Consider the following 15,055-nt stretch of genomic DNA (forward strand, 5'->3'; position numbering starts at 1 on the left):
GTAAGGGGCTTTTATTTTGATAATTAATATGCACAAAAACAAAACACTAATTCTGCTGATCCTCGGGCTATTATCCGCAATAGGCCCCTTCTCCATCGACATGTACCTTCCTGCATTCGAGACCATTTCCAAAGATTTTGACACATCCATTGACAAAGTACAACTATCGCTGACAGCGTTTTTTATCGGTATCGCTGTCGGTCAGATCATTTACGGACCTCTTTTAGATAGATTCGGCCGTAAAAAACCGCTCATCATCGGCCTCTTTATCTACATCAGCACATCCATCCTTTGTGTCTTTACTAGAGATATAGAAAGCCTCATCATCCTTCGTTTCCTACAAGCCTTAGGTAGCTGTGCAGGCATGGTAGCATCTAGAGCTATGGTACAGGATTATTACGAGCCACGGGAAGCAGCCCGAACTTTTAGCTTATTAATGCTCGTGGTAGCAATATCCCCCATATTAGCACCATCTGCAGGAGCATTCCTAATGGAGTACTTGGATTGGCATTACATTTTTATCACCCTAGCCACATTAGGAGTACTAATCATTATCGGTACCATCTTCTTTCTTCCAGAAAGCTATAAAGGCAACCCTGATTTTTCATTACTTCCACCAGCTATAATCAGACAGTATTGGAGCGTTTTTATAAACAGAACATTTATTAGCTACTGTCTCATTGGCTCTATAGCCGCTGCAGGTCTATACGCTTACCTCGCAGGTTCTTCTTTTATCATACAGGAACTCTACGGACTTTCAAAAAAAGAATATGGTTTAGTATTTGCTTTCGTTGCATCCGCACTTATCCTAGCTACACAGCTCAACCGTCAGTTACTGAAGCGATGGTCTATGTCAGAGATCAGCAGAATTGCAAACATTGGGCAGGCACTCGTAGGGATAGCTATGCTAGTGAGCGTATGGACACACAGCCTCAACCTACAGCTACTCATAGCCCTAGTCTTCGGCTACCTGCTATGCCAGGGCTTTATTTTTCCAAATACCTCAGCTATGGCACTTTCGCCATTTAAACGTACCGCCGGCAGTGCCTCAGCACTATTAGGCTGTTTACAAATGGGATTAGGGGCAGTATCATCCGGCATTGTCAGCTTCTTTCACAACGGAACTGAGACTCCGATGCTACTGGTCATGTGCAGCTGTGCCTGTATCGCTTTATTGATACATCTTTTTGCGGTACCTTCAAAAGAAGAAATGAACAGGATTTTAAAGTAAACTCTCGATCGCCAAGCGATAACTATCCAGGCCAAAACCTAGGATCACACCTTTACAGTTCTTCGAAAGATAAGAATGATGTCTAAAAGCCTCTCGTTGATGTACATTAGAAATATGTACCTCAACGACGGGCGTAGTTATCGCCGCTATCGCATCAGCAATAGCCACCGAAGTATGCGTATAAGCTCCTGCATTCAGTACCACGCCATCATAATCAAACCCTACCTCATGGAGCTTATCAATCAGGACACCTTCCGTATTACTTTGAAAATAAGACAAATCCAACGAATGGTACTTTGATTTTAAACTTTCAAAATACGCCTCAAAGGATTGATCTCCATAGATGCTTTTCTCCCTAACTCCCAACAGATTGAGATTGGGGCCATTCATTATCAATATCTTCTTCATGATTTCAGAATAATTATCCGGTTGAGCCAACAATATAACTGCTACAGTTGACAAGAGGTAAATATATTAAAAATCGTTATAAAAACTACGGAACGACGAACGTAATCCAACAGAGATCACACCAGATTTTTGAGTCGCCTGATCTTCGATTTTACGGTAACGCTGTGTATAGCCCAGTTCCAAACGTAAGTTGTACTTCGGATTCAACACATAAGCAGCCTTTGCATCAGCATAATACAGATTATTCTTCACCCCTTGTCCGATCTTATTCCCATACATATTAGGAATAGTGGTATAGGATTGAAATATATCACCTCCCATATTAGTCCCATCCGCAGGATCTGTACCATATAGGCTATACAATGCCTGCAAAGAGAAGTCAAAACGTTTCCACGAATAGTTCGCTATACCGACCACCTCTCTAAAGTTAGCACCTCGAGGGTGGGCCAAAGGCTCACCATGGTTACTATAATTCGATGTCGATGAAAAGTGCTGATACGTATAAGGACGGGCCAAATTATACTCACCGAGGAAGTTTAGATTTTTAACACCAAAAGCATCAAATCCTCTCACACCAATCTGTGCACCCCATTTATTGTGGGCATAGCCGTTGTTAGCAAAAAACTCCTTAGCTGTAAACTCTCCAAGCAAAAACTGACCGTATACAGATACGTTGTTTAACAATTTATATCTTGTGTTCAGGCCCAAGAACATCTTATCCGGAGAAGAAGAATTATTCGATTCTACAGGTCTTAAGAAGATAACCGGATTCAGGTAATTAAAATCAAATCCCCGATGTCCAGCCTCATTTTCGTTCGCCCAGGTGATAGCCTGGAAAAAACCTACAGACAATCTATTCGTTGCATTGTAGTCTAAATATTGAAAAGCTCCCCATTTAATACCATCGCCAAGTCTCGCGGCAGGATTTGCAGGATCTATCCTTGGATTTTTCTGATCGAGCATATATGCCCATATTGAGGTATACTGTACATTACCTATCGTTCCTGTTAACTTCAGGTGCGTATAGTTACCCGAAAAATCAGATAATAACATAGAACGATAACCATCCCCAATATGATTTTTATCATAAGCTAAGGTCGTTTGAAAATACGGGCTAAAATCATAGGTAAGACTAGCAGTTGCATACATCCAATCCTTTACATTCTTTGATTGGTTCTTCACCGTTCCATGCCCGGGCATTACACCATTTGCTAAGGCATAATCATCAATATACTTAGGATATACCCCTTGATTCTCAAAAAAATTAGTATAGAATGTCAGTTTATCTCCAATTGTTAAGCCAGCCTGAAAACCGCGTCCATTCAGCCAAGTCGTTCTTTTGTCCGTCCCAATCAATTCCGAACCAATCTGAAAATCCGGCAAAAAATCCATATAAAAAGTATGATCCTCTTTTTCGACCTGCACAAGATGCTCATTAAACAACTTACGCATAAACCAATTTTGGGATCCCGTACTATTTGCTGATTCTAGAGAATCCTTACGTTCCAACAACCTCCCTTTATATAAAAAGGGCTTAGAAGCCGTATGTAAACGAAACTCTGGGCTGTACAAGATATCACTATACTTTTGTGTCTGTTGAAATGAATAAGGCAGATTATCGACCTGAGCCTGCACCGTAACCATTGAACCTGATGCTAAAAGTGCAACTAACAAACCAGTAGTAATCTTTATATTCATATCCTATTTCTTTATTTTTTTTATTCTTGCTATCAAAATCTATTCCCTTCTTCCCGGGCAAAGGTAAGTTTTTTCCGAAACACACTAAAACAGTCAATTTTAAAAGAATGCTTATTAGCGCCTCTTTGCCGGCGCAATAAATGGATCTTCTAAAATCAAGTCATCAATAAAAAAACAAAAACAAACGACACCAAACATTGCTAAAACGTTTTTACTATTGTGACTGTAATTTTTTATTTGCATATTGCTATCTAAATTTGGACCATAAACACAACATAAATTATAATGAAATACTCCTATTTCGCAAAACACAAACATATATGAAATATCCATGTAGCACAGACTGCACAAACACGAATGAATATACTTTGGATATTCCATATGGCAACTGAAAATCAAATTATACACATATGAAATATCCATGTAGTACAGGCTACACAAAGACCAATGAAAATACTTTGGATATTCCATATGACCGTTAAAAGACAAATTATTTACATATGAAACGTAGAACATTCCTACAACAAAGCGCCCTCTTGGGAGCAGGTGCCTTAGCGAGCAAGCTTACTTTTGCGGACGCTGTCAACACCTTCCCGACCGTACGTGTCACTGCCGACAAGAGACACTTCAGTAGCTCTATTATTGAAGACGCTATAAAAGAATTTCAGAAAAACGTTAAAAACCCGGAACTAGGCTGGCTATTTAACAATTGCTTTCCCAACACACTCGATACGACCATATACGATGAGTCCACTTCCAGCAAAAAACTCACCTATGTCATTACTGGAGATATCGATGCGATGTGGCTCCGCGACAGCAGTGCTCAGGTATGGCCCTACATTCCTTTTATGAAAAAGGATCCCAAGCTTAAGGACCTGATCTTAGGCTTAATCAATAAACAGTCGCAGTGTATCAATATCGATCCTTATGCCAATGCCTTCTATAATGATCCTACTAAAAAAGGAGAATGGTTTTCAGATCACACAAAAATGAAACCGGGCATACACGAACGTAAATGGGAAATAGACTCCTTGTGCTACCCCATCCGATTAGCACACCGCTATTGGAAAGAAACCGGAGACACCACACCATTCGATACCGAATGGGTAAAAGCCCAGGAAAACACCTACAATACCTTTGTCGAGCAACAACGTAAAGACAGTCTAGGCCCTTATAATTTCTCCCGCACCACCTCCCGTGGTACAGATACACTACAAGTCGATGGTTGGGGTTATCCAGTTAACCCTGTAGGGCTGATATGCTCTAGCTTCCGTCCTTCCGATGACTGTACTATATTCCTGTTTTTAATACCATCCAACCTATTCGCTATAAAGAGCCTTCGTCAGTCCGCAGAGATTTTGCGTAAAATCAATAATACAGAACTAGCGAACAAGATGGAAAAACTAGCTAATGAAGTAGAACATGCTGTACAAAAACACGGCATTATCGACCATCCACAGCATGGCCGTGTATATGCATTCGAAGTAGACGGATTCGGCAGTTACATGATGATGGATGATGCCAATGTACCTTCACTTCTAGCTCTTCCCTATCTAGAGTCTATAGACGTCAAGGATGAAGTATACCAACGTACGCGTAACTACATCCTTTCCAAAAACAACCCCTTCTTCTTCAAAGGCACCGCTGCCGAAGGAGTCGGAGGCCCACATATCGGACGGGACATGATCTGGCCTATGGCGATCATTATGCGTGCATTCACATCTACCAATGATAACGAAATACGGGAATGTATCAAGACTCTTGCCGCAACCCATGGTGGCACAGGTTTTATGCACGAATCCTTCCATAAGGATGATCCCAAAAAGTTCACCCGTCATTGGTTTGCTTGGGCCAACACCCTATTCGGCGAACTTCTGTGGAAAACCTACAAAGAAAAGCCACATTTATTGGTTTAACATAGCTTGAGATTAATATTTTTTAAGGAGATTTGTACAAAGGAAGCAGTACAGATCTCCTTTTTTATTTTAAAGAACATATGGAAAGTGGACCTATTGGTATTTTTGATTCCGGTTACGGCGGTTTGACAGTTTTTAAGGAAATTCAAAAGCACCTACCACAGTACGACTATATATACTTAGGCGACAATGCTCGTGTTCCCTATGGCACACGGTCTTTCGACACCGTCTACGAATTCACCAAAGAATGTGTATTCAAGCTATTTGAACTCGGTTGCAACCTCGTCATATTAGCCTGCAACACCGCATCCGCCAAAGCCCTACGCACCATACAGCAACGAGACCTACCTCCAGGCAAAAAAGTATTAGGCGTAATCAGACCGACCACAGAAGCGGTTAATCAATACACGAAAACCAACAAAGTAGGCATATTAGCCACACAGGGAACTGTTCTATCGGAGTCCTATAAAATAGAAATCCATAAGTTCCATCCCGAAATAGAAGTTTTCCAACACGCCTGCCCATTTTGGGTACCTCTGGTTGAAAACAACGAGATCTATAGCGAGGGGGCACATTATTTTGTACAGAAGGACCTAGAAAGCATCCTATCTCTTTCGGACGGGATCGACACCTTAGTCTTGGCATGTACCCACTATCCCCTCCTTCTACCTATTATTGAAAAATACACTCCTCCTGGCATTACCCTCCTGTCGCAGGGCGAACTTGTAGCCAACAGTCTAGAAGATTACCTCCAACGGCATCCAGAAGTTACCGCTGCCTCCAGCAAAGGCGGACAGCTAAGCTTTTACACCACAGACAGCGCAGAGGATTTTGAACAGAAAGCAACAATATTTTTTGGCCGTGAGATAAAAGCAGCACATATTAAAGTATAGAGAAACACCTACAAATTAAAAGATATCCCCTTAGATTGCCCCCCGTAAGGTTTACCCGCTAAATCAATCGGAAATTGCTTAAGGCTATTCTGCTTTTTAAAGAAAACAGACAACTCTATATGTCCGTGTTTCTGAGTTGGGTCCGAAACATATAATTCATATCCCTTATTACTTGTCTTTTTCAACATCAGCAGCACTGGGGTATCTGTTTTAATCCGTATCTTTTCATCCTCATAAACCGCATCACTGGAATAAAAAGCAATCTGATGTATCTTCAATTTCTTGTGATATACCGCTTGCAGAGAATTAGTATTACAAACAATATTAACCCTATTATCCTTACCCATTTTCTGCATGGCCTCAGGCTGACCGATACCAGGATACAGTATATATGCATATGTCGCATTTTCGGGTCTCATACCGTGCGGAATAGACAGCTGAAATACATCTTTCACTTCTTTCTTTTCGACCTGCTGAGCCGAACGAATAGCGCTCCAATCACCTTCCCTTCTATTGATACTAAGTTCGATTGACGGAAGAGTAGGGAAATAATACCCTACATCATCATGCCACAGCCCAAAAAATCTCCCTTTCAAAATATTGCTTTTTAAAGCCACCGCTCTACTATTGGCCTTTTCCTTTAAAAAGATCCCCTCAGCCCCTAGCAAACATTGATTTAGATTCGTATTTACAGCTACATCACCTGTGCTCGATATCCCTGTCCCTAGGCAGACTATCTCCTCATCAAACATAAACCACGATTTTTTATAAGAGGTTTCTAAGTCGTCATTAACTACATATGCAGTAACGCCATACAATGAATCCGAAACACCACCAGAGAAACTATCCGTCCCCCTCCTATCTCCTGATCCAGGAGCCTTATCCTTAAGAATTGGCACAGTGTCAGGCAGAGTTGTACCAGGCAGTCTTGCCCAGTCCCATAGCGGAAATATATTATAATATTCTCCCCCCTTTAGCTGTAGATTGGTTGTGCCTTGAGCACCCCAGTATCCTTGTAGATTTTCTTGATTACCTATCTCCTGAGCAAAATTACGATCCGAAACAGCATGTATAGAAAACGTATAACCAGCCCTCTTATGCACCGTATAATCCGTAGTCCAATAATGTCTATGAGAAGATTGTACCCCATAGGAAGCAGGCAAATCACCATAAAGTCGTTCTCTAATCGTACCATAAATATCCCTAGCCTGTGGATCTATCTGAACAAGTCTGTCAAGAACCACACGAAAGTCTTTTTTCGTCGCACCGAACCGTGATATACCTCTTCCCAACACATTCCAATCCATATAAGAACCACGCATCAATCCAAAAATAGACTCTATAACAAAATGACGAAAAAGCTCTAATTTTTGACCTTTTAATGCATATGCAGTTCCTTTAGTATACATTGCAGTCTCCACCACACTCTGCATAAAGTCTACACCATACGACCCATTGTAGAGATAACCATAGTGCATATCATAAGACATATCATATTGAATTCCCTCTCCCACCGTTTGCTGTATAGGTGAATAAACCTCCCTCACTCCCAGTTCCAGCATGTTGACATCTTCCAATACTGCCCCCATAACAATCCAGCCTTTAGCAATCTGAGCTTTATTCGCTCCAAAGTTATACTTATGGTTTGGGTTATTACGCCCAGGGCTATTCACCGCGGTATCGATGCAGATAGCAGTCCTCAAACTCCCCTCCACCTCAGGATCTAATCCCCTACTTGCCAAACGCATATTGAGCAAACTCTTGGTCAGCGACTGTGGTCTAGTAATTCCCTGAATATACCAGTTATCACAATAAGGGAGACGCTCTTGACTGGTAAAGAAGTACAAACTCTTGTTAATAGCCTGTTGAAGGATTTCACTCTCAAAGTAAATACTTTGGGGATGCGTATAAGCCACAGTCATCAGTCGCATACGCTCCAACACAGGAATCCAGCTTGGATTAATCCGTTTATGGTCTTTGTAATCGAATTCCGGCCATTCTCCAGTGCTTAGATCCAAAGTGGCAAGATAGGAACCAACATTTTTATCTAATAAATGTAAATCTATCTGCTCTTTAAGCTGCTGTTCATGTAACTGTCTAGAGATTCTATTAAATAATGTTGAATCATTTGAATACACATCTGCATATCTCAATAAACATAAAATAAAAAGAAGAGAAAAGCGAACGATACACATAAGGTTAGTTTATTTGCAAAGTCAAGTCTACCATAATATTTGTTTTGCAAAGAACAATCAAACAACGAAATCGATTGCATTATCTGCGACAACGTTATAGTATACTTTGCACAAAAAGATATTGCCAGGATTACATATCATAAAAAAATCTCCACCTGATGGCAGAGATTCCTACTTTTAAAGATTATAATATCTATTTGGTTTGCAAAGCCATAGCATAAAGCTTCATCTGCTTGACCATAGACAGCAATCCATTCGCACGCGTCGGTGACAAATGATCTTTCAAACCTATCTGATCAATAAAATATAAATCCGTTTCCAAGATTTCCTTTGGACTATGCCCTGAAAGTACCTTCACCATCAGACTCACCAGTCCCTTTGTAATGATCGCATCGCTATCCGCAGAAAAATACAACTTGCCATCTTTCAACTCCGGATATAACCACACCTTGGACTGACATCCCTTTATGATATATTGCTCCTGTTTATATTGCTCCTCTATTAAGGGCAACTCTTTACCCAGTTGAATGATATATTCATATTTCTCCATCCAATCCGAATAGAAAGCAAAATCTTCTACCAGTTCGTCCTGTACTTCGTTTATAGTCATCTTAATTCTCGAATTTACCTTTTCACAATTTACAACTTCACCTTTTTACCTAATCTCTTAGCGCAACATATTCAATGCACGCTCCAGACCAGCGATAAAAGCATCCACATCTTCTTTCGTATTATACATCGCTAGACTCGCACGTACAGTACCTGGTATCTCAAACTGATCCATGATCGGTTGAGCGCAGTGATGCCCCGTACGTACTGCTATACCTTGCTTGTCAAGGATAACACCAATATCGTAAGGGTGTACCCCATCCACAACGAAAGATAATACCGAAGACTTTTTATCAGCTGTTCCGACAATACGCACCCCTTCTATCTCGCCCAACTTTGCTGTAGCATACGCCAACAATTCATCCTCATAAGTCTTGATATTGTCAATACCGATTTCATTGATATAATCAATAGCAGCTGCTAGACATATTCCCGCCTCAATATTAGGCGTACCAGCCTCGAATTTAAATGGCAATTCATTATAAGTGGTCTTCTCAAAAGAAACATCCTTGATCATATCTCCACCACCTTGATAAGGAGGCATCACATTCAACCACTTCGCCTTACCATACAGCACCCCCACTCCAGTAGGAGCATACATCTTATGCCCCGAGAACACCAAGAAATCAACATCCAGTTTCTGAACATCAACCGCAATATGCTGTACCGCTTGTGCAGCATCCAATAATACCGGAACATCATGCTTATGAGCTACGGAAATAATTTCCTCGACAGGATTAATAGTACCCAGCGCATTGGAAACATAAGTCACAGATACAATTTTAGTCCTATCCGAAAACAATTTCGCATAAACATCCATATCCAACATCCCCCGTTCATTCATAGGAATCACCTTCAGCACACAACCCTTCTCATCACACAACATCTGCCAAGGCACAATATTCGAATGGTGCTCCATTGCCGAGATAATGATTTCATCACCCTCACCGATAAAAGCCTTACCGTAACATTGCGCTACAAGGTTAATACTATCTGTTGTGCCTTTCGTAATAATAACCTCTACCTCTTCCTCAGCATTAATAAAGTCTTTCACCTTACGGCGAGTCACTTCAAATGCATCCGTAGAGATTTGGCTGAGATAATGCACCCCACGATGCACATTAGAATTCATATCCGAATAATAATGAATAATAGCATCGATTACCGATTGTGGTTTTTGCGTAGTCGCACCGTTGTCCAGATACACTAAAGGCTTACCATTCACCTCCCGCTTCAACAATGGAAAATCAGCACGTACTTTATGGATATCAAATGTTTTCAAGACGTTTCTAAGTAATTTTGAGGTACAAAGTTACTATATATATAACCAAATAGTATCAAGATAGTGTATTCTTTTTGGTTTTATGGTATGCAGTAAGGTGATGAATGGTATGTCATTTTTTTATGAACATTTTTTTTGCGCCTCTATGCCGGCGCAAGGCATGTTACTTTTGTCTTGACACAAAAGTAACCCAAAAGTCAAGGCTGTACCTTATTTGTTGTTCCAGTGACGCCATATTGTAAGTGCAGCTCCAAGGTCTCCTTCGCTCCCCCCGCTAAAGACAGGGATCTGCTGGATATAGTGCAATATGTAAGGATCAGCGTACACTATGCCTACTTTCACAACCAAATAAGCTAAGGCCGTTTTGTATACTTTACAATAATTATTCGCAATTTCCTTCCCTATCAGAAAAATGTCACCTTGGCGGGTTGCCAACTGCAGGTATGGGAAGACTTTGTGGCAAGCCGGCACAGTGACGAGCTTTTTGTGTACTTTTTTGCGGAAAAAAAGTACAGGCCAGTCACGGCCTGAGTGACGAAAGCAATGGTTCATTTAAGCTATCGAAACATATACACAAACTATAAGCACAAAAAACCTTAACTAACAAATAAAGCTTTTTTCGTATGCATTCGTGAATGCTAAGCATTTTAATTAATTTTGTATCAATTATGCAAGAACAACCCTTAAATATACCAGAAGGATCAAGGAAAGAAGTAATGGCTTACTTGGAGCCTTACATGCTCAATGAAATGAGTGAGTACCTTAAGCCTGTGGAGCAAATGTGGCAACCTGCAGATTTTCTCCCGGACTCCTCTCGTAGTACATTCTTCGAAGAGGTACGTGATCTACAGGAAAGCGCGCGCGAGCTTCCTTACGATTTGGTAGCTGTTCTAATTGGTGATACTATCACCGAAGAAGCGCTACCGACCTACGAATCATGGCTGACCATGGTAGAAGATGTAGAGAAAAACGAACAAGGGGGCTGGATGAAATGGGTTCGTGCCTGGACTGCAGAAGAGAACAGACACGGAGACTTGCTTAACAAATACCTTTACCTTTCCGGTAGAATCAACATGCGTGAGTTTGAGATGAGCACCCAATATCTAATCGCTGATGGTTTTGATATTGGTACAGGAGCAGATCCTTACCGCAACTTTATATACACCTCTTTCCAGGAACTTGCCACTAACGTCTCTCACCGCCGTGTAGCAGGAATTTCCAAAAAAAGCGGAGACAAATTATTAGCAAAAATGTGTGGTGTTATTGCGGCCGACGAAGCAAGACATGCAAAAGCCTATATGTCATTCATCTCAAAAGCAATGGCCGTAGATCCAAGCGAAGTAATGTTGGCTTTTGAAGATATGATGCGTAAGAAAATTGTCATGCCTGCCCACTTCTTAAGAGAATCGGGAGGTCCACAAGGTGGAGCTTTCGCACATTTTTCGGACGCGGCACAACGTCTAGATGTATATACCGCCTTAGATTATGTTGATATCCTGAAAGAATTGATCACCGAATGGAAAATTGACCAAGTATCAGGATTAAATGAACAAGGTGAAAAAGCCAGAGATTACTTAATGAAACTACCAGATCGCTTGACGAGGCTAGCTGACCGGATTAAAATACCGGATCTGCAATACAAGTTCAAGTGGATATATGGATAAAATAAACGCCCTGACATTTCGAATGCCAGGGCGTTTATTTTACAAAACCATTCCATCAATAGAACCAGCGGTCAAGCAGATCCCAAAAGAACTTTTCATCAGTACCATATTGTTCTAAAACGCGCTTCCAAGTTTCTTTACTGAATTGTATCTCATTTCCAAAACTATCTTTATATAGCCATCGATCAAAGATATCCTTGCCAAGCGAGGCTGTCTTTTCACCTTCCGTATATTCAAGTCCACCCTTAAAGTTCCTTTTAAATACCGACTTCCTTCCACTCGACTGCTCCTGAATATTGGTATTACCAAATATATCCTTACTCTCTTCTAATTTATAGCCCTTATTATCCTCAATAATTGTCTTGTCAAAGATATCTATCTTAAAAGTAGCCTTATACTCAGAGCTCCGTTTATTTTCCCGCACCAACCTCCTCAGCATACGGGCCTGTGCCTCCTTATCACCCCTTAAGCCTGGCTCCATTTTATCAAGATACTTCTTTTCGTAGTGCAGTTTGTTCTTCCTACTATCCGTAAAAACCAGGTCATCAAAAATGTTTTTCTCTAAACTGGCTTTATACTGTCCATCAACAGATTTAAATTGGAGGTTACCAAAAATATCAGTGTCCACAGTACCTCGCTGCGCAAATAGTAGACCAGATGACAATACCAATGCTAGGATAACTATAAGTTTCTTCATACCCATAAGGTTCTTTATAAAGGTAGACTAACTTATAGGCTATTGGTTTATTCAGTTGTTCATTTATTTAGCAATGTTTATAACTCTAAAATACAATCAAGGATACGACCTCGGCCACTTACTCATATTCCATCCAAAAGGCCGTGCTCTCCGTTTTCTCTCCGAGTTTACAGCGTATCTTAGTCGGTAGCATCACTACCATCTAAAAGATACTTCGGACACAGTTACTCCCTTAACCGAATCTAAGCAACGACTTTGTCTATGACATAGCAAATAACAACATTCTATCAAATAAATAAAATACGTCTATTCTCTAATAGGAAGAATAGACGTATTTCTATTTCCTATCGCTTGGCTGCGATAAATAACAATACTATTTACCTTTTTTGACGCTCCTGAGATATAACTTTCAAGATTATAACATATATTTGTCATACTAATTATTGTTATGCTAAACGAAAGTTACAATCAATACTCTTTTATTCTCGACCGAACAGCGAGAAAGGTGAAACAGTACGCACAGACTGCCTTTGCCGAACAAAAGTTCGACCTTACCGTAGATCAATGGATAGTCCTCCGTACCATATACGAAAACCCGTCTCTCAGCAACAAGGAAATGGCCGAGCTATGTGGCAAAGATCAGCCGACTTTAACGAGAATCATCGATCTACTGATAAAAAAAGAATTTGCTGAGCGAATCAGTCACCCTTCCGATCGTAGGTCTTTACGACTACATATTACCCAAAAAGGAGAAGACAAAATACAGGAAATCGCACCCAAAGTTGCCGATTTCCGTATGCAGGCATGGAAAAATCTAAACGAAGAAGACTTTGCCCATTTCACAAGGATATTAAACACTATATACGATAACTTAACTCACAAATAGTATTATGATACAAACAGATATTTGCATTATAGGTGCCGGTCCAGTTGGATTATTTGCGGTATTTGAAGCCGGTTTGTTGAAAATGCGTTGTCATTTGATCGATGTATTACCACAGGTAGGTGGTCAGCTTTCTGAGATATACCCCCACAAACCCATTTACGATATACCTGGATATCCAATTGTCAAAGCGCAGGAGCTAATAGACAATCAGATGGAACAGATAAAACCGTTCTCCCCAACATTTACGCTAGGCGAACGTGTAGAGAGAGTCGAAAAACAAGAAGATGGCTCTTACATTGTCATCACCTCCGACAACACGCATGTACACTGCCAAGCGATAGCGATAGCTGGAGGCCTAGGCTGTTTCGAACCTAGAAAGCCTGAATTGGAAGGTGTCGACACTTTCGAACGGAAAGGGATAGACTATATGGTCAAAAATCCGGAAACATACCGCGACAAAACCCTTGTCATTGCAGGCGGAGGTGACTCGGCACTCGACTGGACTATATTCTTGAGCGACATTGCAAAAAAAGTAACTTTAGTACACCGCAGCGATAGCTTTCGGGGAGCCCCAGATTCAGCAGATAAAGTATACGACTTAGCACAAAAAGGAAAAATCGACTTATTGCTATCCCATAATTTGTTGAGTGCACATGGCAATGGATCCTTATCCCACGTCAAGCTATCGAATAAAAGTAAAGAAGAATTGTTACTCGAAGCAGATTATCTGATTCCATTGTATGGTCTTACTCCAAAACTAGGACCAATCGCTGATTGGGGATTGAACATTGACAAAAATGCTATCGAAGTAAACACCTTCGATTACTCCACCAATGTCGAGCGAATCTATGCTATAGGCGATATCAACACTTATCCCGGCAAGCTAAAACTAATTCTATGCGGCTACCATGAAGCAACACTAATGGTCCAGTCCGCATTCAAGTATGTATACCCGGATCAAAAGCTGAGCTTTAAATATACAACTGTCAACGGAGTAAATGCATTTTAGGGAAAAGTGAACATGTTATCAAGTGAACGAGTTAACAAGACGACGGGATAACATGTTAACAAGATAACTCAATAACAAAAAGCAATGGAAGAACACATTATCGAAATAGAAATAGAAGATCACGATGGTAGCATAGCAACAATCGAAGTACCTACAGATATTAACTTAAATCTGATGGAAATCCTCAAGGCTTCCGAATATGAAGTGTTGGCGACCTGTGGAGGGATGGCCTTATGCGCAACCTGCCACGTAGAAATCAAAAGTGGTGGAGAGAACCTTCCTCAACCTGAGGATCAAGAACTTGACATGTTGGACACGTTACCAGATGCCGATGACAACAGCAGATTGGCTTGTCAAATTCATTTAACAGATGACAACAACGGACTATCAATCAAGTTAAGAGGGGCCCTACAGTAAATAGTGTACAAAAAACACTAAGACACCATTGTTTAAACAACTAGAAAGGCCTCCATGTAGTAGACAACACTGTTTTAATTGCAAAATTAAGACGATATCAATAAAATTTTGCTATTGAAATATTATATTTTTTTAAGATATTTGCATTAA

At 40.6% G+C, this 15,055-nt stretch carries 14 protein-coding genes; 7 read left to right on the plus strand and 7 right to left on the minus strand.

Features of this window, described 5'->3' with window-relative positions:
• Positions 1 to 28: 28 nt before the first annotated feature.
• Positions 29 to 1,231: a multidrug effflux MFS transporter gene (locus JKG64_RS09615; RefSeq protein ID WP_210354063.1), complete on the plus strand. Its 1,203-nt coding sequence runs from the start codon at positions 29 to 31 to the stop codon at positions 1,229 to 1,231.
• Here JKG64_RS09615 and aroQ read toward each other — a convergent pair.
• Positions 1,223 to 1,639, minus strand: coding sequence for a type II 3-dehydroquinate dehydratase (gene aroQ / locus JKG64_RS09620; protein ID WP_210354064.1), 417 nt, complete (start codon positions 1,637 to 1,639; stop codon positions 1,223 to 1,225). The genes JKG64_RS09615 and aroQ overlap by 9 nt on opposite strands.
• 66 nt (positions 1,640 to 1,705) lie before the next feature.
• On the minus strand, positions 1,706 to 3,337 hold the full coding sequence (locus JKG64_RS09625) for a gliding motility protein RemB (RefSeq protein WP_210354065.1): 1,632 nt from the start codon (positions 3,335 to 3,337) through the stop codon (positions 1,706 to 1,708).
• Between the two features lie 500 nt (positions 3,338 to 3,837).
• On the opposite strand from JKG64_RS09625, the gene JKG64_RS09630 reads away from it, so the two are divergent.
• Positions 3,838 to 5,253 (plus strand): glycoside hydrolase family 125 protein, encoded by a 1,416-nt coding sequence (locus tag JKG64_RS09630; protein ID WP_210354066.1) that lies wholly within the window; start codon positions 3,838 to 3,840, stop codon positions 5,251 to 5,253.
• 80 nt (positions 5,254 to 5,333) lie between these two features.
• Positions 5,334 to 6,146: a glutamate racemase gene (murI, locus tag JKG64_RS09635; RefSeq protein WP_210354067.1), complete on the plus strand. Its 813-nt coding sequence runs from the start codon at positions 5,334 to 5,336 to the stop codon at positions 6,144 to 6,146.
• 8 nt (positions 6,147 to 6,154) lie between these two features.
• Here murI and JKG64_RS09640 read toward each other — a convergent pair whose 3' ends face one another.
• From JKG64_RS09640 to JKG64_RS09655, 4 genes are all read right to left on the minus strand, one after another.
• A complete protein-coding gene (locus tag JKG64_RS09640; protein WP_210354068.1) occupies positions 6,155 to 8,299 on the minus strand; it encodes a polysaccharide lyase family 8 super-sandwich domain-containing protein in 2,145 nt (714 codons plus the stop codon).
• A 235-nt stretch (positions 8,300 to 8,534) separates the two neighbouring features.
• A complete protein-coding gene (locus JKG64_RS09645) occupies positions 8,535 to 8,951 on the minus strand; it encodes a SufE family protein (protein WP_210354069.1) in 417 nt (138 codons plus the stop codon).
• 57 nt (positions 8,952 to 9,008) lie between these two features.
• Positions 9,009 to 10,232 carry a cysteine desulfurase gene (locus tag JKG64_RS09650; protein ID WP_210354070.1) on the minus strand — a complete coding sequence of 408 codons (1,224 nt, stop codon included), beginning with the start codon at positions 10,230 to 10,232 and terminating at the stop codon, positions 9,009 to 9,011.
• A 210-nt stretch (positions 10,233 to 10,442) separates the two neighbouring features.
• The gene (locus JKG64_RS09655; RefSeq protein ID WP_210354071.1) at positions 10,443 to 10,784 is read right to left on the minus strand and encodes a hypothetical protein; all 342 of its coding nucleotides are present in this window, start codon (positions 10,782 to 10,784) and stop codon (positions 10,443 to 10,445) included.
• Between the two features lie 116 nt (positions 10,785 to 10,900).
• On the opposite strand from JKG64_RS09655, the gene JKG64_RS09660 reads away from it, so the two are divergent.
• On the plus strand, positions 10,901 to 11,896 hold the full coding sequence (locus tag JKG64_RS09660; RefSeq protein WP_210354072.1) for an acyl-ACP desaturase: 996 nt from the start codon (positions 10,901 to 10,903) through the stop codon (positions 11,894 to 11,896).
• Between the two features lie 55 nt (positions 11,897 to 11,951).
• Here the strand turns inward: JKG64_RS09660 and JKG64_RS09665 are convergent, their stop codons facing one another.
• Positions 11,952 to 12,593 carry a hypothetical protein gene (locus tag JKG64_RS09665; RefSeq protein ID WP_210354073.1) on the minus strand — a complete coding sequence of 214 codons (642 nt, stop codon included), beginning with the start codon at positions 12,591 to 12,593 and terminating at the stop codon, positions 11,952 to 11,954.
• 448 nt (positions 12,594 to 13,041) lie between these two features.
• Here JKG64_RS09665 and JKG64_RS09670 point away from each other — a divergent pair, with 448 nt between their 5' ends.
• From JKG64_RS09670 to JKG64_RS09680, 3 genes are all read left to right on the plus strand, one after another.
• On the plus strand, positions 13,042 to 13,479 hold the full coding sequence (locus tag JKG64_RS09670; protein WP_210354074.1) for a MarR family winged helix-turn-helix transcriptional regulator: 438 nt from the start codon (positions 13,042 to 13,044) through the stop codon (positions 13,477 to 13,479).
• Positions 13,480 to 13,483: 4 nt separating this feature from the next.
• The gene (locus tag JKG64_RS09675; protein WP_210354075.1) at positions 13,484 to 14,488 is read left to right on the plus strand and encodes an NAD(P)/FAD-dependent oxidoreductase; all 1,005 of its coding nucleotides are present in this window, start codon (positions 13,484 to 13,486) and stop codon (positions 14,486 to 14,488) included.
• An 84-nt stretch (positions 14,489 to 14,572) separates the two neighbouring features.
• Positions 14,573 to 14,905, plus strand: a complete 333-nt coding sequence (locus JKG64_RS09680) for a 2Fe-2S iron-sulfur cluster-binding protein (RefSeq protein WP_210354076.1) — start codon at positions 14,573 to 14,575, stop codon at positions 14,903 to 14,905.
• The last annotated feature ends 150 nt before the right edge of the window (positions 14,906 to 15,055 follow it).

It is taken from the genome of Sphingobacterium tabacisoli (assembly GCF_017908035.1).
In the GTDB taxonomy this organism is placed as follows: Bacteria; Bacteroidota; Bacteroidia; order Sphingobacteriales; family Sphingobacteriaceae; genus Sphingobacterium; species Sphingobacterium tabacisoli.